The sequence below is a fragment of the Mesorhizobium marinum genome, assembly GCF_040813675.1.
Lineage (GTDB): Bacteria > Pseudomonadota > Alphaproteobacteria > Rhizobiales > Rhizobiaceae > Mesorhizobium_K > Mesorhizobium_K marinum.
Genome location: NZ_JBFOCI010000003.1, coordinates 153,434 through 170,659, shown reverse-complemented (window position 1 = coordinate 170,659; position 17,226 = coordinate 153,434). Strand labels below are relative to the sequence as shown.

The following is a 17,226-nucleotide window of genomic DNA, read 5'->3' as shown; positions in this document are numbered from 1 at the left end:
TGGTTGCGCGACGCACCGGAACGGGCGGGCCCGGCCGGTGCGAAAGGGGAGGAATCTGTAAGGCTAGGCCGGCCTTATAGGGGAGGGGAAAGGGGAAGGGAACCCCGGAAATGCGGCGAATTGATCGTCAAGCGCGGGTCCTGGCCGTCCGCAGGGCCATGCAGGGGGCGGAACCGGACGACGGCCCGGCCGTTGAGACGGGCGGCCGGCCGGCCGCGCCATTCGTATGGAGGCAGAAATGGGAATCGAACAGGCGCCCACCAAACAGGGTCGCGCGTCGGCGCGGGGACTGCGCAAGGCCTCGGCCAACGAGGAGCGAAAGGTCGAGGCACAGAAGGGCAGCGACCTGAAGAAGGGCGCCGCCCGTTTCGACGAACGTTCGCGCAGTTCCGACGGCAAGAGCGCCGGCAGCAAGCAGCGCTGAGTTCCGCAGCGCGGACCGGCGGAAAAACCCTGTGACTCACCCTGTCGCTTCGGCTAGTTTCGGCCCGGAGCGCATCGTCTTTGAGGAATACCCATGCGTTGGAGAGGCCGTCGCCAGAGCGACAACGTTCAGGACAGCCGCGGGCAGGGCGGCTTCGGTCGCGGCATGCCGGGGGGCGGCGGGCTCGGGCGCAATCCGATCCGCATCCCAATGGGAGGGCGCGCAGGCGGTGGCGGGCTCTCGACGATCATCATCCTGGTCGTGCTGTTTTTTGCGCTCAAGGCCTGCGGCATCGATCCGCTGCAGATCCTCGCCGGCGGCGACGGCGGGCCTTCCACTGCGCCGGGCGGCGGCGGCCAGGTGACGCAGGGCCAGCCCAAGGCCTCCGACGAGATGACACAGTTCGTCAGCGTCGTGCTGGCCGAGACCGAGGACGTCTGGAACGGCATCTTCCAGGCCGAAGGGTTGAAATACGAAGAGCCGACGCTCGAACTGTTCTCGGGGCAGGTGCGTTCGGCCTGCGGCTTTGCCTCCTCGGCCTCCGGCCCGTTCTACTGCCCGGGCGACCGCAAGGTCTATCTCGACACCACCTTCTTCGACCAGCTCGACCGCCAGTTCGGCGCATCGGGCGATTTCGCGCAGGCCTATGTCATCGCGCATGAGGTCGGCCACCACATCCAGAACCTCACCGGCATCCTGCCGAAGTTCAACCAGATGCGGCAGCAGATGAGCGAGATCGAAGCGAACCAGATGTCGATGCGCGTCGAACTCCAGGCCGACTGTTTCGCCGGCGTCTGGGCCCACTATACGGCGCAGAAGGGCCTGCTCGAGGAAGGCGACGTCGAGGAAGCGCTGAACGCGGCGCAGAAGATCGGCGACGATACGCTGCAGAAGCGCATGCAGGGCTATGTCGTGCCGGAAAGCTTCAACCACGGCACGTCGGCGCAGCGCCAGCGCTGGTTCGCCGCCGGGCTGCAGTCAGGCAAGCTTTCGTCCTGCGATACGTTCAACAACCCGATCTGAGATCGGGCGGAAGGTCCGTCTAGGACCGTGGCCGGCCCCGGCGGGCCGGTCAGTTCAGCCTGGGCGACTGCGCGACGCGCGCCGGCTGGGGCGGCGCCGCGGCGTCGGCGGTTTCGGCGCTCTTCTGCTTGCGCGGCTTGACGCCGGCCGTCGACAGGAAGCTCTTGTAGACCCAGCCCTGACGTCCGCCATAGGCGATCTGGCACCAGCCGTCGCAGGAGATCAAACCGACCGTCGCGCCGGCGGGCACGACCGCAAGCACGCCGGCTCCCTTGCGCGGCGCCGAACGCATGTTGACGGCCGAGGTGATCCGCGCGGAACCGGCGGGCGCGCCGGCGGCGGCCTTCGGCGTCTTCACGACGGTGCGAACCGAGCTGGCGGAAGCGTCGCCGTCGTCGGCGGGATGGCCGGCCAGGCCGCCGATGTCGACGCCCGGCAGCGACGCGACCTCGGTCCGCGCGGGGCGGGTCTCGGTTGCGGCGGCCTTGGCCTTCTTCTTCGGAATGATCGCCGGTTCCGCCTCGTCGGCGGGTATGGCCGCAGTCAACGTGTCGTCGGCCCCTTCGCCGTCCTCGGACAGCGCCGCCATCTCGACGGGAAGCGCATCGTCGGCGTCATCCATCACGACGATCGGGCTGGCGGTCGGGTCGTCGGTGGGGAGCTCGATCGCGTGCTCCGGGCCGACCGTTGCAGCGACCTTTGCGACCGCTTCGGGATCGGGCAGGGGTGCGTCTATGGGAACCGCGACGGGCTGTTCGCCGGCCGGCGCTTGCGCAACGACGGCGGTTGCAGCGGTCGCCGGCTCGACGGAGGCTTTTGCGACAACCGGCCTGACGGTCACCGGTCCGTCGGCTGCGCGCGCAAGCGCACGGTCTGCAAGATAATCGACGAAGATCGCGCTGGCCGCGCCGACGCCGACGACGACCGCAGCGGCGGCCGAAAGGCTGGCGACGCGCCGGGCCTTGCCGGCGTCAGGCCGGACGGAAACGATCGGAAAACGGCTCCTCGGCGCGGCGGATGCGCCGATCCTCAGGGGAATTTTCACAACGAACTCTCCACGCAAGCCCCCACCCGCGCGTTCATTCATTGTTTAGAATTGTGGCGGCGCTGGGTCAAGAACCGCCAAAACGTCAGGCGGCTCCCGCGGCTCCTGACGCGAGGCCGGGAAGGGCGCGGAGAATTCGCTCAGCGTTCCGCCAGCGCCGGTTCGCCGCGCCGTTCGCGGATGAGATTGGCGAAGCGGCGGAAGAGATAGTGGGAATCCTGCGGCCCCGGCGACGCCTCGGGGTGATGCTGCACCGAAAAGACCGGCCGGCCGGTCAGCGCGATGCCGCAGTTGGAGCCGTCGAACAGCGACACATGGGTCTCCTCGACGCCCTCGGGCAGCGACTCCGCGTCGACCGCGAAGCCGTGGTTCATCGAGACGATCTCGACCTTGCCGGTGGTGTGGTCCTTGACGGGATGGTTCGCGCCGTGATGGCCCTGGTGCATCTTCTCGGTCCTGCCGCCGAGCGCCAGCGCCAGCATCTGGTGGCCGAGGCAGATGCCGAAGACGGGAATGTCGGTCTTGATCAGGTCCTGGATGACCGGCACCGCGTAGCGGCCGGTCGCGGCCGGGTCGCCCGGCCCGTTGGAGAGGAAGATGCCGTCCGGCTGCATGGCCAGGATATCGGCCGCCGGCGTTTCGGCCGGCACGACCGTCACCTTGGCGCCGAGGCCGGCGAGCAGCCGCAGGATGTTGCGCTTCACGCCGTAGTCGATGGCGACGACATGCATCGAGGGCGCGTCCTGCTCGCCATAGCCTTCGTTCCAGACCCACGGCGTCTCGCGCCAGACCGACGACTGGCCCGACGTGACCTCCCTGGCGAGGTCGAGGTCGACGAGACCGTGCCAGGCGGCGGCGCGCGCCTTCATGCCGGCGACGTCGAAGATGCCGTCCGGCTCGTGGGCGATGACCGCGTTCGGCATGCCCTTCTCGCGGATCAGCGCGGTCAGCGCGCGGGTGTCGATGCCCGACATGGCGATGACGCCGCGCCGCTTCAGCCACTCGTCCAGATCGCTGGCCGCGCGGTAGTTGGAGGGGCTGGTGACGTCGGCCTTGAACACCGCGCCGACCGCGCCGTGGCGGGCGGCGGGCGTCAGGTCTTCCTGGTCCTCGTCATTGGCGCCGATGTTGCCGATGTGCGGGAAGGTGAAGGTCACGATCTGGCCGGCGTAGGACGGATCGGTGAGGATTTCCTGGTAGCCGGTCAGCGCCGTGTTGAAGCAGACCTCGGCGACCGCGCTTCCGGTCGCGCCGAGCCCGCGACCCTCGATGACCGTGCCGTCGGCGAGGACGAGCAGCGCAGTCGGCTTTTCGGTGGACCAGGGCGCGGTGGCGTGTTCGGCCCCTGGGGCGGTCGTGGTCATGGCTGCTCTCCTCGCGAGGCGGCGGGCTGCGTCCCGGACAATCGGTGCGACAAAGGCGCGGGCCGGCGTTCCGCCCCCGCGCAAGTCCAATTCTTGGTCGTGCAAGGCCCGGTCAATAGGGGAACGGGGCGCGGGCGTCAATGGAGGATGCGCGGCTGCGCGGGGCGGGTGCGTTGCATTCGCGATGCTTGCGTGGCAGTGCTGCCGGGCGGCCCGCGGGACAGGTTCCCGCCAGCCCTGCCGAAGGAGATTTGCGATGCGCGAGACGATCACGACGGCGCTGAAGACGGCCCTGAAGAGCGGCGACAGGCTGCGCGCCTCGACGCTCAGGATGGTCAATGCGGCGATCCAGGACCGCGACATCGCCAATCGCGGCGCCGGCAAGGAGCCGGCCGGCGAGGACGAAGTGCTGCAGATCCTGACCAAGATGGTGAAGCAGCGCCAGGAATCGGCAAAAGCCTTCGAGCAGGGCAACCGCCCCGAACTGGCGGCGGCCGAGAACGCAGAAATCGCGATCATCTCCGAATTCCTGCCCAGGCAGATGGACGAGGCCGAAGCCAAGGCGGCGATCGCCCAGGCGATTCGCGACACCGGTGCGGCCGGGCCGCGCGACATGGGCAAGGTCATGGCCGAACTGAAGGCGAAACATGCCGGCAGCATGGATTTCGGCAAGGCGAGCGGCTGGGTCAAGGACCTGCTGACCTAACCGCGCCGCGGACTGCCGCCGATGGACATGGTGCTGGCGCTGGGCGGCCTGTTCGCCATCGCCTTCGTCGCGGCGACCATCCTTCCGGCGCAGTCGGAGGCGGCGCTTGTCGGCATGCAGCTCGCCGGCTACCCGGTGCTGCTGCTGATCGCCGTGGCCAGTCTCGGAAACACGCTGGGCGCCGTCGTCAACTGGCTGCTGGGGCGCGCCGTCGAGAGCCAGCGCGACCGGGCGTGGTTCCCGGTTTCCGGCGCGGCGCTCGAGCGGGCCACGCGGTGGTACGGCAAATGGGGGCGCTGGAGCCTGCTCCTGTCCTGGGCCCCGATCGGCGGCGATGCGCTCACCGTCGCCGCCGGTGCGCTCAGGGAGCCGTTCTGGAGCTTCCTCATGCTGGTCGCGATCGCCAAGACCGGCCGCTACGTCGTGCTGGCCCTGGCGACCGCGGGCCTGTTCGGCTGAGGTGGCGTCGGCGCGGCGGGCGTGGTTTGCTGGCGGCGACGCAACATTGAAACCGGGTGACGGCGCATGCAGACACGAATTTTCGGGAACCACGATGCGCGGGTCTCCGTCATCGGGCAGGGCACCTGGCAGATGGACGGCCGCAACGACGCCGGCGCCATCGAGGCGCTGCGGCGCGGACTCGACCTCGACATGTCGCACATCGACACGGCGGAGATGTACGGCGAGGCCGAACCGCTTGTCGCCAGGGCGATCGAGGGGCGGCGGGACGCGGTGTTCCTCGTCTCCAAGGTGCTGCCAAGCAACGCCTCCCGCGCCGGCACGATGGCGGCCTGCGAGCGCTCGCTGGCGCGGCTGAAGACCGACCGGCTCGACTGCTACCTGCTGCACTGGCGCGGCCGCGTGCCGCTGGAGGAGACGTTCCGCGCCTTCGAGGACCTGCAGGCGGCCGGCAAGATCCTGTCGTGGGGCGTCAGCAATTTCGACGCCGACGATCTCGACGAGGCGCTGGCGGTGGCCGGCGCGGGCAGGATCGCCTGCAACCAGGTGCTCTACCATGTGCAGGAGCGCGCGATCGAACACGCGGTGATCCCTTGGTGCGAGCGGCACGGCGTCGCCGTGGTCGCCTACAGTCCGTTCGGCCAGGGCGACTTTCCAGGCCCGTCGTCGGCTGGCGGGCGGGCGCTTCAGGAGATCGCCGATCGCCATGGCGCGACGCCGCGTCAGGTCGCGCTCGCCTTCCTGACGCGGCGCCCCGCCGTCTTCGCCATCCCCAAGGCGTCGAAGGCGCAGCATGCGGCCGACAATGCCGGCGCCGGCGACCTCGCGCTCTCCGACGCGGACATCGAGCGGATCGACAAGGCGTTTCCGCTCGGCCGGCCGAAGGGCCTGCCGATGATCTGAGGCGCGGGCCGTTCGCAGGCCTATGCAGCGGCGGCCGATACCAGCGGCGGGACCTGGCCGCTGCGCTTTTCCCAGGCGTAGGAGGCGATGGCGACAAGCGTCGCCACGGCCATCGACACGACGCCGACCAGCGGCAGGCTGCGGTAGGGCAGGCCGGCCGAAAGCATCGTCGCGCCGACCGACGCGGCAATCGCGATGCCGACGTTGAACCCGGCCGGGATGAGCGCGGAGGCCAGGTTGGGCGCGTCGGCCGTCCAGGCGAGGATGCGCGTCTGGATCGGCGTGCCGACGGCGAAGTTGATGCCGCCCCAGACCGTCAGCGCGACGATCATCGGCAGCGGATAGGGGCTGACGGCATAGATCACGGCCAGCACGACGGCCTGCAAGGCCAGCAGGGCGATCAGCGAGGGCATCAGCCGCCAACCGGCGAGCCTGCCGCCGATGAACACGCCGGCGGTGGCGCCGAGCCCGTTGAGCAGCAGCACCCAGGGCACCATGCCGGCGTCGAGGCCGGTCACCTCCTGCAGCAGCGGCGCGATGTAGGTGTAGGGCACGAACTGGCAGAGCATCAGCATGAGCATCATGATGAGGCAGGTCCAGACCTGCTGGCGGCCGAGCACCCGCACCTCCTTGCGCAGGCCTGCGGGCGGGGCCGCGCCGCCGTTGCCGCGCGGCAGCAGCATGGCCATCGCCGCGATCGCCACGATGCCGAGCCCGAACATCGCCCAGAAGGTGGCGCGCCAGCCGAAGCCGTTGCCGATCGCGGTGCCGATCGGCACGCCGATGATGCCCGACACGGTGAGGCCGGCGAGGATGAGCGCGACCGCCATGCCGCGCTGGTCCGGCCGCACCAGGCCGACAGCGACCACCATGGCGACGCCGAAATAGGTTCCGTGCGCGACCGCGATGGCGATGCGCAGCAAGAGCATCGAGAAGAAGTCGGGCGCGAGCGCGCAGGCCGCCTGTCCCACCGTGAAGGCGACGGTCAGCCCGATGAGCAGCGCCTTGCGCGAAAGCCTGGCCGTCGCGATGGTGAGAAGCGGCCCGCCGACCGCGATGCCGGCCGCGTAGCCGGAGACGAGGTAGCCCGCATTGGGAATCGAGACGCCGAGGCCGGCGGCCACTTCGGGCAGCACGCCGGCGATGACGAACTCGGTCGTGCCGAAGGCGAAGGCGGCGATGAACAGGGCGATGAGCGGAAGCGGCATGCGGGCGGCCACGGTTTGCGGGAGCGGCGACTAACCACGAACAGGCGCGGCCCCGCAACCGAGATTTTGTCGACGTGGCTTCAGATTTTCTGGATGGCGCTGCCGTGGCGACGGGCCCGGCCGGCGATTGGCGCGCCCCGCGATGGCGCCGCCCGCGCTGGATTGCCCTGCGCGGCCGCCCGGCGATCCTAGACGAAGGTCATCACCACCACCGACCCGACCGCGATCAGCAGCAGTCCGGCGACCAGCATCGGGACAAGGCTGCTGCCGTGCGAATCCCGGCCGCTCGCCTGGTCGCCCGAAAGGATGACGGGTTCTTTGCTCCGGCTCATGACCATTCCTCCATCGCCGCTCCGAAAAGTGGCAGATGAAATGCCACTTTACAAGCCGAAAGGGAACGCGCCGCCGATGGCCGCGGCCGAAACGTTGCCGGGAACCGGCAGTCCGATGATGGGAAGTGCCGCGCGCGGCTTGCGCGTTGCCGGCGCGGGCGGTCGGTCAGCCGGCCGCCAGGCGGGATCCCTTCAGCAGCCCATGCTCCTCGAGGACCGGATAGGCGATCGAGGCCAGCAGCGAGTTGATCTGCTTGAGGTCGCGGATGGTGTCGAGGTGGATGGTGCTGGTTTCGAGGCTCTTCACCGTTCCCTCGCGCAGCCTGGCAAAATGGCTCCTGCTCGCGATCTTCTCGACGTCGCGCAGCCGGTCCTTTTCCTCCACCAGTTGGCGGGCGGTCGCCGGATCGCGCGAGACCAGCACGTTGAACGCCAGGCTCGCATTGGCCAGGACCGAGGCGTGGAAGCCGGTCAGTTCGCGCCAGCCCTCCGGCGTGAATTCAAGCCCGCGCTCCATCTTCTTTGCGACATGCACCAGCATGTTGCGCACGATGATGTCGCCGACCTGCTCCAGCTTGACGCAGGCGCCGATCAGTTCCTGGCACCGCAGCGCCTCCTGCTCGGTCAGGGAGCGGCTGGTGACCTTTGCGAGGTAGAGCTTGATCGCGGCATGCTTGCGGTCGACGCGGTCGTCGAGGGCGGCGAGCGCCTTGATCTTGTCGGCATCGGCTTGCGCGTAGAGCTCCATGATGTTGGCGAGCATGACCTCGACCGTCTCGCATACGCGCACCACCTCGCGGGTCGCGTTGGCAAGCGCCTGGGCCGGGCTGTCGAGCGCCGCTTCCGAAAGGGCCGAGATTTCGGCGGTGGCGAGGTCGTCCTCGCTGGCCGGCGCGTTGATCTCGGTCAGCCGCTCGGCAAGCCTGTAGACGAGACCTGCGAGCGGCATGCCGAGGGCGACGAGCGCCAGGTTGAAGGCGATGTGGGCGTTGACCAGCTGCTCGGGGACGGTCGCGCCGAGCAGGTCGAGGGGCGGGTCGACCAGGATGAAGGCTGTGAGCGCCAGCAGCGCACCGGCGCCGCGCATGATGAGGTTGCCGAGCGGCACCGTGCGCGCCTTGCGCGGGGCGGCGCGCGACAGCACCACGGCGATGATGCCGCCGCCGATGTTGGCGCCGAGCACCAGCACCACGCCGAGTTCGGCCGGCACCAGCCCGCGCGCGGCCAGCGCCACGACCAGCAGGATGGCGGCGACGCTGGAGTGGAACAGCCAGGTCATGATCGCGGCGATCAGGAAGGCGGTGACCGGGTCGCCGCTGAGGTAGTTGACGACGACGGGCAGGATGCTGCTTTCGCGCAGCGGCTCTGACGCTTCGCCGATCAGCCTGAGCGACAGGATCAGCAGGCCGATGCCGATCAAAATGCGGCCGAGCTGCAGCAGGTCGCGCCGCGACGTGGCCATGAACAGGACGGTGCCCGCGACGAGGCAGATCGGTGTCAGGACCTCGAGGTCGAAACTGAGCAGCTTGACCACCAGCGAGGAGCCGACGTCCGCGCCCAGTACGGCAAGCAGGCCAGCGGTGCCTCCGACGATGCCCGAGCCCGCGAAGGAACCGACGATCAGCGCGACGGCCGTGGCGCTCTGCAGGCAGATGGCAAGCGCCGCGCCGGCGCCCACGGCGAGAAGCGGGTTCTTGAGGATGGACCGCAGCTTGAGGCGCAGCACGTCGCCATAGGCCCGCTCGACTCCGGTTCGCACCTGCCGTGTCGCAAACAGCAGCAGCGCCACGGCGCCGGCAAGGTGCAGCAGGACAAGGGAGCCGCTCATGGGGCTGGCCGCCGCAAAGCGGTCCGGGGGTGAAAACCGGTGGGAAAAGGCATGAGGGTAGGGGCCATTGCAATCATCTGACTATTTTAGCCGGATAACAAGTTTGTGGGCTTTTCGCTAGGCCGTTCTTGGTCGGGGAACGGGGCGCGCGACGAACATCGAAGCGGGGCCTCCGACCATCCGGAGCGTGGGCGCTTCGGCCCCCAGCCACCGGGGAGAGTTTGAATTCGGACGTAAATCGGAGGTTTCAAGGGGCTGAAATCATTACGGAAATGTAACATGGCGTTCAGTTGCGGTTCATGTGGGCGGCGATAGTCCTTGGTCATCGACAACAAGGAACATCCGCCATGAAACGTCTCGTCCTTTCCGCCGTGGCACTTTCCATGCTCGCGCTTCCCGTCGCCCAGGCGCAGGCCGGTCCGCGGCACGAACCGCAGCGCTACGAGCAGCAGTACTGGAAAAAGAAGCCCGGCTACGACTCAAGCAGGCGCTATGGCTACGACGGGCGTCACGCGGTGAAGAAGCACCGCTGGGAACGCGGCAACCGGGTTCCGGAGTGGCAGCGCAATCATGTGGTGCGCGACTATCACCGGCACGGGCTGCGCCGGCCCGGCTACGGCCAGCAGTGGGTGCGGGTCGACAACGACTTCCTGCTGATCTCGATCGCCTCGGGCATCATCGGCGGCATCATCGCCAGCCAGTACTGACCCCCGGACAACGTCTGCCTCCACCTGGCGGCCCGCAAGGGCCGCCTTTTTTTTGCGCAGACGCTCTGCCACATCGCCGCAACACAAGGAGCCTAGGCGAGAAGTTGACCGGGCATTACCATAGGTCGTTCCAGCAACGGCAGAGAAAGAGGGGAGTAAAATGGCAAATTTCGATTTCGTGTCCTCCGACACCGCGACCGTCTATACATCTCCGGCTAAAGAAAAACGCATCCGCGATCTTCTGTGGGGCGATCGCGTCGAGGTGCTCGGCGTGTCGGGCGCGATGACCGAGGTGAGGGCGCGCAGCCGCGCCCGGACAGGGTTCGTCGACACGGCCGCACTCGGCGGGCAGGCGCTGCTGGAATTCTACTTCATCGACGTCGGCCAGGGCGACGGCATCCTCATCGTGACGCCCGACCGCCGGCACATCCTGATCGACGGGGGATATCCGCGCCTGAAGCAGAACACCGGCAAGAGCGCCGCCGACTTCGTCGACTGGAAGTTCTTCGAGGACTATGCGAGCGACACGATCGCGCTCGACGCAATGATCTGCTCGCACAACGACGAGGACCACTATGGCGGCCTGACTGATCTGCTGGACGTGGCGACGGCGGAGCAGAGGGAACTCGACTGCACGGGCATCACGGTCGAGCAGTTCTTTCATGCCGGACTTTCCTGGTGGAAGGACGCGGGCGGAAGGCGCGTGCTCGGCGACACGGAACGGGTCGGCAGTTCGTCCTACTTCGTCGAACTGCTCGGCGACAGGGCGTCGGCCGTGGCCGGCCTCTCCGGAGCGTCGCCGAAGGCGCTGCAGGGACAGTGGCGAAAATTCATCCAGGCAGCGACGGCTGCAAGAACGGCGGCCGGCGACCCTACGCCGTTCACCAGGCTCAGCCAGATGTCGGGCGCGCTGCCCGGCTTCGCCGCCGGGCCGGTGTCGATCGCCGTCCTCGCCCCGGTCGAATCGCCGACGCCGGCCGGTCCCGGTCTGCGCAAGCTCGACACCAGCACCAGCAAGAACACCAACGGTCACAGCGTCCTGCTGCGAGTCGATTACGGGGGATCGCGCGTGCTGTTGACCGGCGACCTCAACAAGAACAGCCAGCGCGTCCTGCTCGAGGCCTACAGCGGTCGGGAAACGGCGTTCCTCTCGGACGTCGCCAAGTCCTGCCATCACGGTAGCGAGGACGTGTCGTTCGAGTTCCTGGCTGCGATGAAACCCGCCATCACGGTGATCTCTTCCGGCGACGGGGAAGGTCACGACCATCCGCGGCCGGCGATCGTCGGGGCGAGCGGCGTCACCGGATACCTGACGGTGAAGGACGACGAGATCCTGACGCCGCTGGTCTATTCGACCGAACTGGCGCGCAGCGTCAGCCTTGGCGATCCCTACAAGGTGGTCAGCGGGCCGGCCGGCGCGACCGCGACGCTCGACGGCGATGCCTTCGAGGCCAGCACCATCCACTTCCGGGAAACCAAGCCCGGCGCGCTCAATCCCGAATCGAAACGGCGGCGCCTCGGCCAGACCTACGTCGTCGCCGGGCAAATCTACGGGCTGGTGAACGTGCGCACCGACGGCCGCCGGATCATGAGCGCAACCATGAACGAGGGTGACGGAAGCTGGCAGATCAAGACGATCCTCGCGCGATTCTGACGGAAGCGCCGGGCGGACGGTCGCCTGTGAAAACCGGGCAAGGTGCACGATAGGAGTCGTGCCGGCGGCCGCCCGTGCTTATATGGGCGCAAAGAGACCCTTCCGCCGATGCGCTTCGACAATGCCTTTCTCGACGAGATCCGCGACCGCGTGCCGATATCATCGGTGATCGGGCAGCGCGTCGCATGGGACAGGAAGAAGACGAACGCCTCGCGCGGCGACTACTGGGGCTGCTGCCCGTTCCATGGCGAAAAGACGCCGTCCTTCCACTGCGAGGACAAGAAGGGCCGCTATCATTGCTTCGGCTGCGGCGTCTCGGGCGATCACTTCCGCTTCCTGACCGAGTTGGAGGGAGTGAGCTTTCCAGAGGCGGTGGAGCGCATCGCGGGGCTGGCCGGCGTGCCCATGCCGGCGCGCGACGAGCGGGCGGAGGCGCGCGAGCGGGAGCGCACCAGCCTGATCGACGTCATGGAAATGGCGACGGCGTTCTTCCAGGACCAGTTGCAGTCGGCCGCCGGCGCCCGCGCGCGGGCCTATCTGCGCGACCGCGGCCTGACCCTTGCCACGCAGCAGGCGTTCCGGCTCGGCTATGCGCCCGAAAGCCGCAATGCGCTGAAGGAGCACCTGGCGTCGAGGGGCGTCGAGAAGGCGCAGATCGAGGCCTGTGGGCTGGTGCGCCACGGCAGCGACATCCCGGTTTCCTACGACTATTTCCGCGACCGCATCATGTTTCCGATCCCTGATGCGCGCGGCCGCATCATCGCCTTCGGCGGGCGCGCGCTGTCGCCCGATGCGCTCGCCAAGTACATGAACTCCCCGGAGACCGAGCTCTTCCACAAGGGCAACGTGCTCTACAACTATGCCCGCGCCCGCAAGGCGGTCGCGCGCGGCGGCGCGGTGATCGCCGTCGAAGGCTACATGGACGTCATCGCGCTGGCGCAGGCGGGTTTCGAGAACGCGGTGGCGCCGCTCGGCACGGCGCTGACCGAGAACCAGCTCGAGCTCCTTTGGCGCATGTCGCCGGAGCCGGTGCTGTGCTTCGACGGCGACGCAGCCGGGCTGAAGGCGGCCTGGCGCGCCGCCGACCTGCTGCTGCCGGGGATACAGCCGGGGAAAACGGCCCGCTTCGCGCTGCTTCCGGAAGGCAAGGACCCCGACGACCTCGTGAAGTCGGAAGGAGCCGACGCCTTCCGCCAGGTTCTTGCCGATGCACGGCCGCTCGCCGACATGCTGTGGCTGCGCGAGACCTCGGGCGGCGTGTTCGACACGCCCGAACGCAAGGCGGAACTGGAAAAGACGCTGCGCGAGCTGACGGCGCGCATCCGCGACGAGAACGTGCGCTTCCACTACGCCCAGGAGATGCGCGAGCGGGTGCAGACCTTCTTCGGCCGCACCAAGCCGAAACCGCTGCGCGCCGGCGAATGGGAGCGGCGCGGCCCCGGCGCCCAGGGCCAGCAGGGGCAGGGCGGCCAGTTTGCCCGGCCGGGCGCCGGCGCCAGCCGCTTCGCGGTGTCCGAAAGCCTGGCGCGCTCGGCGCTGGTCAAGCGGGCCGGCGGCGTGATGTCGCTCAGGGAAGCGGCGATCGTCGTGGCGCTGGTCAACCATCCCCAGCTGATCGACGAGAATTTCGAGCACGCCGAGTTCCTCGAACTGTCGCATCCGGACCTGCGCCGCCTGCACGCGACGATCCTCGACGCGATGGCGCACGATGCGGCCAACGAGCGCAGCGAGGTGCTGGAGCGCATCGCCGCGGCGGGCCAGACGGACATCTGGGAGCGGGCGGTCGGCCTGATCCGCAAGGCGCGGCTGTGGCCGGTGCTTGAGGACGCCGCCGTCGACGACGCCAGGGAAGCCTTCGCCCAGGCGCTGCACTTGCACCGCAGCGCCGGCACTCTACATAAGGAGCTGAAGGCGGCCGAGATGGCGCTCGCAACGGAACCAACCGACGAAAACTACCGTCATCTGGTCGAAATCCAGGCGCAGTTCCGCGACGTCCAGGCCACCGAAGCGTTGATCGAAGGGTTCGGCATTCCGTCCGGAAGGGCGGGGCGCGGCGTTTGAGGCATCGACCTCTGGCATTTGATTCGCTTTTTTAACGCGAATCATGCGACAGGCGCTTGACCTTCGGCGAGAATGCCGGAATCAGGTCGAATCGAAACGTTAACCTGTGGAAGGCCGCGCCCTGGACTGTATGCGGGATTTGTTTGCCGGCTGGGTGGACGAGCGTGGGTGCCCGCCCCATCTGACAGAGTTAATCGGTACTTAGGATACGCACGGTAACGGCTCGAGAGCCCGGGTTTGGCGAGTGCGTCGGGGTATATCCGTTCTGACCGACGAACGGATCGGACCTTTTGGAGAAGCTGACAGAATGGCCACCAAGACCAAGGAAAAGGAAGAGGCGGAAACCGAGCGCGAGGGCGCTACCGACGGACCGCTTCTCGACCTTTCCGATGATGCCGTCAAGAAGATGATCAAGGCCGCCAAGAAGCGCGGCTACGTGACGATGGACGAACTGAACTCGGTGCTGCCCTCGGAGGAGGTGACCTCCGAGCAGATCGAGGACACCATGTCGATGCTCTCCGACATGGGCATCAACGTCGTCGAGGACGACGAGAACGCCGATGACGGCGAAGGCGAGCCGGCCGCCGCCGACGCCGAAGAGGACGCCAACGAACTTGCCGAGCAGACCGGCACGGCGGTCGCGGCGACCACCACCAAGAAGGAACCGACCGACCGTACCGACGACCCGGTGCGCATGTACCTGCGCGAGATGGGGTCGGTCGAACTGCTGTCGCGCGAGGGCGAAATCGCCATCGCCAAGCGCATCGAGGCCGGCCGCGAGACGATGATCGCGGGCCTCTGCGAAAGCCCGCTGACCTTCCAGGCCATCATCATCTGGCGCGACGAGCTCAACGAAGCCAAGATCCTGATGCGCGAGATCATCGATCTCGAGGCGACCTATGCCGGCCCCGAGGCCAAGCAGGCGCCCGTGGTTGCGCGCCCGGACGAGGACGCCAAGCCCGCGCAGGAGGAAAAGGGTCGCGGCCGGGGTTCGCGCGAGGACGACGACATCACCAATGTCGGCGGCGACACGCGCGGCATGGAAGACGAAGAGGACGACGAGGACGAGGCCAACCTGTCGCTGGCGGCGATGGAAGCCGAGCTGCGCCCGCAGGTAATGGAGACGCTCGACGTCATCGCCGACACCTACAAGAAGCTGCGCAAGCTGCAGGACCAGCAGGTCGAGAACCGGCTGGCCGCGTCGGGCACGCTGTCGCCCAGCCAGGAGCGCCGCTACAAGGAGCTGAAGGACAGCCTGATCAAGGCGGTCAAGTCGCTGTCGCTCAACCAGGCGCGCATCGAGTCGCTTGTCGAGCAGCTCTACGACATCAACAAGCGGCTGGTTCAGAACGAGGGCAAGCTCTTGCGCCTGGCCGAGAGCTACGGCGTCAAGCGCGACGCCTTCCTGGAGCACTACCAGGGCTCCGAGCTCGACCCCAACTGGATCAAGTCGATCTCCAACCTTTCGGCCAAGGGCTGGAAGGAGTTCACCAAGAACGAGAAGGAGACGATCAAGTCGATCCGTTCCGAGATCCAGAGCCTCGCCACCGAGACGGCGATCTCGATCCTCGAGTTCCGCCGGATCGTCAACCAGGTGCAGAAGGGCGAGCGCGAGGCGGCGATCGCCAAGAAGGAAATGGTCGAGGCCAACCTGCGCCTCGTCATCTCCATCGCGAAGAAGTACACGAACCGCGGCCTGCAGTTCCTTGATCTGATTCAGGAAGGCAACATCGGCCTGATGAAGGCGGTCGACAAGTTCGAGTACCGCCGCGGCTACAAGTTCTCGACCTACGCGACATGGTGGATCCGGCAGGCGATTACCCGCTCGATCGCCGACCAGGCGCGCACCATCCGCATCCCGGTGCACATGATCGAGACGATCAACAAGATCGTCCGCACCTCGCGCCAGATGCTGCACGAGATCGGCCGCGAGCCGACGCCGGAGGAACTGGCCGAAAAGCTCGCCATGCCGCTCGAAAAGGTGCGCAAGGTGCTGAAGATCGCCAAGGAACCGATCTCGCTCGAAACGCCTGTCGGCGACGAGGAGGATTCGCACCTCGGCGATTTCATCGAGGACAAGATGGCGATCCTGCCGATCGATGCGGCGATCCAGGCCAACCTGCGCGAGACGACCACGCGCGTGCTCGCCTCGCTCACCCCGCGCGAGGAGCGCGTGCTCAGAATGCGCTTCGGCATCGGCATGAACACCGACCATACGCTCGAGGAGGTCGGCCAGCAGTTCTCGGTGACGCGCGAGCGTATCCGCCAGATCGAGGCGAAGGCGCTGCGCAAGCTGAAGCACCCGAGCCGCTCCAGGAAGCTGAGAAGCTTCCTCGACAGCTGAGTGCGCAAGGACGATTTTTTTTTGAAGAAGGCCGGGTTCACGCCCGGCCTTTTTTGTTGCGCGCGGGCCGCCGAGTGGTGCGCCTCCATCTCCTGATTGCGACACGAAACGGCAAAATGCGACATTCGGGGTTTATTCACCCGAAGCTGCGGCGTATGCTGCGGCATCCAACTCACATGGAGTTCCGCTTTCGCGCCGTGGCGCGCGAATCCCCTATTTTATTCCTGGAGAATGCCGAACGATGGACACCTCGCCCCCTTCGAGCCCGCACGCGCCGACCTTCGACCGCACTGGCAAGCTCAGCCTCGACCACGTCTACAACAAGCCGGATCCGAGGGACTATTTTTCGACCCTGTCCAAGCTCGGCTACCGCGTGCCGGAACTGGCGAAACCCTTCTTCAAACGGCTCCTCGAAGCCAGGCGCGCGGCTAGCGACAGCGCGGACGCCAAAATCGTGGACGTCGGCTGCTCCTATGGGGTGAACGCAGCCTTGCTCAAGCATGACATGTCGCTCGACGACCTCTACCAACTCTACAGCGCGGACGCGCCGGACGACCAGAGGGCGCTTCTCGCCCGCGACCGCGTGCTGTTTTCAGGGGCGGACGAGGCGCTGTCCGTGGTCGGCGTCGATGCCGCGCAGAACGCCATCGCCTACGCGGTCGATGCCGGCATTCTGGATGCCGGCGTGTCGACAAACCTGGAGCGCCGGAAGCCGACCGAGGCCGACCTCCAGGCAATCGGGGGTGCAGACATGATCATCTCGACCGGCTGTGTCGGCTACGTCACCGAGACCTCGCTCGAACAACTCGTCGATGCCAGCCGCGACGGGCAGGCCTGGATGGCCAATTTCGTGCTGCGCATGTTCGACTACCAGCCGATCGAAGATATGCTGGCCGAGCGCGGATACGTGACCGAGCGGCTCGACGGGACGTTTTTTCCGCAGCGCCGTTTCGTGTCGACCGAAGAGCAGGACCACGTGCTGGAAAACCTGAGCAGGCGCGGCGTGGCGCCTGAGCAGGCGGAACGGGAGGGCTGGTATCTCGCCGAACTGCACGTGTCGCGGCCGGAAAGCCAGGCCGCCATCGCGCTGGAGCAATTGGTCCAGCACTAAGCAGAAAAGAGACCACAGCGCGCAATGCCGCCGTCCGTTCGTCGCGGCTTGACACAG

Annotated in this window: 15 protein-coding genes; 10 read left to right on the top strand and 5 right to left on the bottom strand. The window is 67.4% G+C overall.

Annotation, left to right across the window (positions count from 1 at the left end; translation table 11 throughout):
• Positions 1-238 precede the first annotated feature (238 nt).
• The gene (locus ABUE31_RS11675) at positions 239-424 is read left to right on the top strand and encodes a hypothetical protein (protein ID WP_367723776.1); all 186 of its coding nucleotides are present in this window, start codon (positions 239-241) and stop codon (positions 422-424) included.
• A gap of 93 nt (positions 425-517) precedes the next feature.
• On the top strand, positions 518-1,447 hold the full coding sequence (gene ypfJ, locus ABUE31_RS11670) for a KPN_02809 family neutral zinc metallopeptidase (RefSeq protein ID WP_367723775.1): 930 nt from the start codon (positions 518-520) through the stop codon (positions 1,445-1,447).
• 49 nt (positions 1,448-1,496) lie between these two features.
• On the opposite strand, the gene ABUE31_RS11665 is transcribed toward ypfJ, so the two are convergent.
• Positions 1,497-2,492, bottom strand: coding sequence for an SH3 domain-containing protein (locus ABUE31_RS11665; RefSeq protein WP_367723774.1), 996 nt, complete (start codon positions 2,490-2,492; stop codon positions 1,497-1,499).
• 140 nt (positions 2,493-2,632) lie between these two features.
• Positions 2,633-3,856, bottom strand: coding sequence for a glutamine-hydrolyzing carbamoyl-phosphate synthase small subunit (carA, locus tag ABUE31_RS11660; RefSeq protein WP_367723773.1), 1,224 nt, complete (start codon positions 3,854-3,856; stop codon positions 2,633-2,635).
• A gap of 256 nt (positions 3,857-4,112) precedes the next feature.
• Between carA and ABUE31_RS11655 the strand changes: the two genes are divergently transcribed.
• The 3 genes from ABUE31_RS11655 (at position 4,113) to ABUE31_RS11645 (ending at position 5,924) form a co-directional block, all read left to right on the top strand.
• Positions 4,113-4,562 carry a GatB/YqeY domain-containing protein gene (locus tag ABUE31_RS11655; RefSeq protein ID WP_367723772.1) on the top strand — a complete coding sequence of 150 codons (450 nt, stop codon included), beginning with the start codon at positions 4,113-4,115 and terminating at the stop codon, positions 4,560-4,562.
• 27 nt (positions 4,563-4,589) lie between these two features.
• Complete coding sequence (locus ABUE31_RS11650) at positions 4,590-5,021, top strand: YqaA family protein (protein ID WP_367724160.1); 432 nt, start codon at positions 4,590-4,592, stop codon at positions 5,019-5,021.
• 66 nt (positions 5,022-5,087) lie between these two features.
• The gene (locus tag ABUE31_RS11645; protein WP_367723771.1) at positions 5,088-5,924 is read left to right on the top strand and encodes an aldo/keto reductase; all 837 of its coding nucleotides are present in this window, start codon (positions 5,088-5,090) and stop codon (positions 5,922-5,924) included.
• A gap of 20 nt (positions 5,925-5,944) precedes the next feature.
• Here ABUE31_RS11645 and ABUE31_RS11640 read toward each other — a convergent pair whose 3' ends face one another.
• The 3 genes from ABUE31_RS11640 to ABUE31_RS11630 form a co-directional block, all read right to left on the bottom strand.
• Entirely contained in the window at positions 5,945-7,132 is a 1,188-nt protein-coding gene (locus tag ABUE31_RS11640; protein ID WP_367723770.1) for an MFS transporter, read from the bottom strand.
• Positions 7,133-7,320: 188 nt separating this feature from the next.
• Positions 7,321-7,464, bottom strand: coding sequence for a hypothetical protein (locus tag ABUE31_RS11635; protein ID WP_367723769.1), 144 nt, complete (start codon positions 7,462-7,464; stop codon positions 7,321-7,323).
• Between the two features lie 166 nt (positions 7,465-7,630).
• Positions 7,631-9,292, bottom strand: coding sequence for a Na/Pi cotransporter family protein (locus ABUE31_RS11630; protein ID WP_367723768.1), 1,662 nt, complete (start codon positions 9,290-9,292; stop codon positions 7,631-7,633).
• 347 nt (positions 9,293-9,639) lie between these two features.
• Between ABUE31_RS11630 and ABUE31_RS11625 the strand changes: the two genes are divergently transcribed.
• From ABUE31_RS11625 to ABUE31_RS11605, 5 genes are all read left to right on the top strand, one after another.
• Positions 9,640-9,999: an RcnB family protein gene (locus tag ABUE31_RS11625; protein ID WP_367723767.1), complete on the top strand. Its 360-nt coding sequence runs from the start codon at positions 9,640-9,642 to the stop codon at positions 9,997-9,999.
• 160 nt (positions 10,000-10,159) lie between these two features.
• Positions 10,160-11,653, top strand: a complete 1,494-nt coding sequence (locus ABUE31_RS11620; protein ID WP_367723766.1) for a ComEC/Rec2 family competence protein — start codon at positions 10,160-10,162, stop codon at positions 11,651-11,653.
• 108 nt (positions 11,654-11,761) lie between these two features.
• Positions 11,762-13,714, top strand: a complete 1,953-nt coding sequence (gene dnaG / locus ABUE31_RS11615; RefSeq protein WP_367723765.1) for a DNA primase — start codon at positions 11,762-11,764, stop codon at positions 13,712-13,714.
• A gap of 307 nt (positions 13,715-14,021) precedes the next feature.
• Positions 14,022-16,058: an RNA polymerase sigma factor RpoD gene (rpoD, locus tag ABUE31_RS11610; RefSeq protein ID WP_367723764.1), complete on the top strand. Its 2,037-nt coding sequence runs from the start codon at positions 14,022-14,024 to the stop codon at positions 16,056-16,058.
• A gap of 241 nt (positions 16,059-16,299) precedes the next feature.
• Complete coding sequence (locus ABUE31_RS11605) at positions 16,300-17,169, top strand: hypothetical protein (protein ID WP_367723763.1); 870 nt, start codon at positions 16,300-16,302, stop codon at positions 17,167-17,169.
• Positions 17,170-17,226 lie beyond the last annotated feature (57 nt).

What these genes read in the sequence shown, in the direction of transcription:
- ABUE31_RS11605 (WP_367723763.1), top strand. Translation starts at nt 16,300, where the DNA reads ATGGACACCTCGCCCCCTTCGAGCCCGCACGCGCCGACCTTCGACCGC.
- ABUE31_RS11620 (WP_367723766.1), top strand. Translation starts at nt 10,160, where the DNA reads ATGGCAAATTTCGATTTCGTGTCCTCCGACACCGCGACCGTCTATACA.
- ABUE31_RS11645 (WP_367723771.1), top strand. Translation starts at nt 5,088, where the DNA reads ATGCAGACACGAATTTTCGGGAACCACGATGCGCGGGTCTCCGTCATC.
- ABUE31_RS11635 (WP_367723769.1), bottom strand. Translation starts at nt 7,464, where the DNA reads ATGAGCCGGAGCAAAGAACCCGTCATCCTTTCGGGCGACCAGGCGAGC.
- carA (WP_367723773.1), bottom strand. Translation starts at nt 3,856, where the DNA reads ATGACCACGACCGCCCCAGGGGCCGAACACGCCACCGCGCCCTGGTCC.
- ABUE31_RS11640 (WP_367723770.1), bottom strand. Translation starts at nt 7,132, where the DNA reads ATGCCGCTTCCGCTCATCGCCCTGTTCATCGCCGCCTTCGCCTTCGGC.
- rpoD (WP_367723764.1), top strand. Translation starts at nt 14,022, where the DNA reads ATGGCCACCAAGACCAAGGAAAAGGAAGAGGCGGAAACCGAGCGCGAG.
- ABUE31_RS11655 (WP_367723772.1), top strand. Translation starts at nt 4,113, where the DNA reads ATGCGCGAGACGATCACGACGGCGCTGAAGACGGCCCTGAAGAGCGGC.
- ABUE31_RS11625 (WP_367723767.1), top strand. Translation starts at nt 9,640, where the DNA reads ATGAAACGTCTCGTCCTTTCCGCCGTGGCACTTTCCATGCTCGCGCTT.
- ABUE31_RS11630 (WP_367723768.1), bottom strand. Translation starts at nt 9,292, where the DNA reads ATGAGCGGCTCCCTTGTCCTGCTGCACCTTGCCGGCGCCGTGGCGCTG.
- ABUE31_RS11675 (WP_367723776.1), top strand. Translation starts at nt 239, where the DNA reads ATGGGAATCGAACAGGCGCCCACCAAACAGGGTCGCGCGTCGGCGCGG.
- dnaG (WP_367723765.1), top strand. Translation starts at nt 11,762, where the DNA reads ATGCGCTTCGACAATGCCTTTCTCGACGAGATCCGCGACCGCGTGCCG.
- ypfJ (WP_367723775.1), top strand. Translation starts at nt 518, where the DNA reads ATGCGTTGGAGAGGCCGTCGCCAGAGCGACAACGTTCAGGACAGCCGC.
- ABUE31_RS11650 (WP_367724160.1), top strand. Translation starts at nt 4,590, where the DNA reads ATGGTGCTGGCGCTGGGCGGCCTGTTCGCCATCGCCTTCGTCGCGGCG.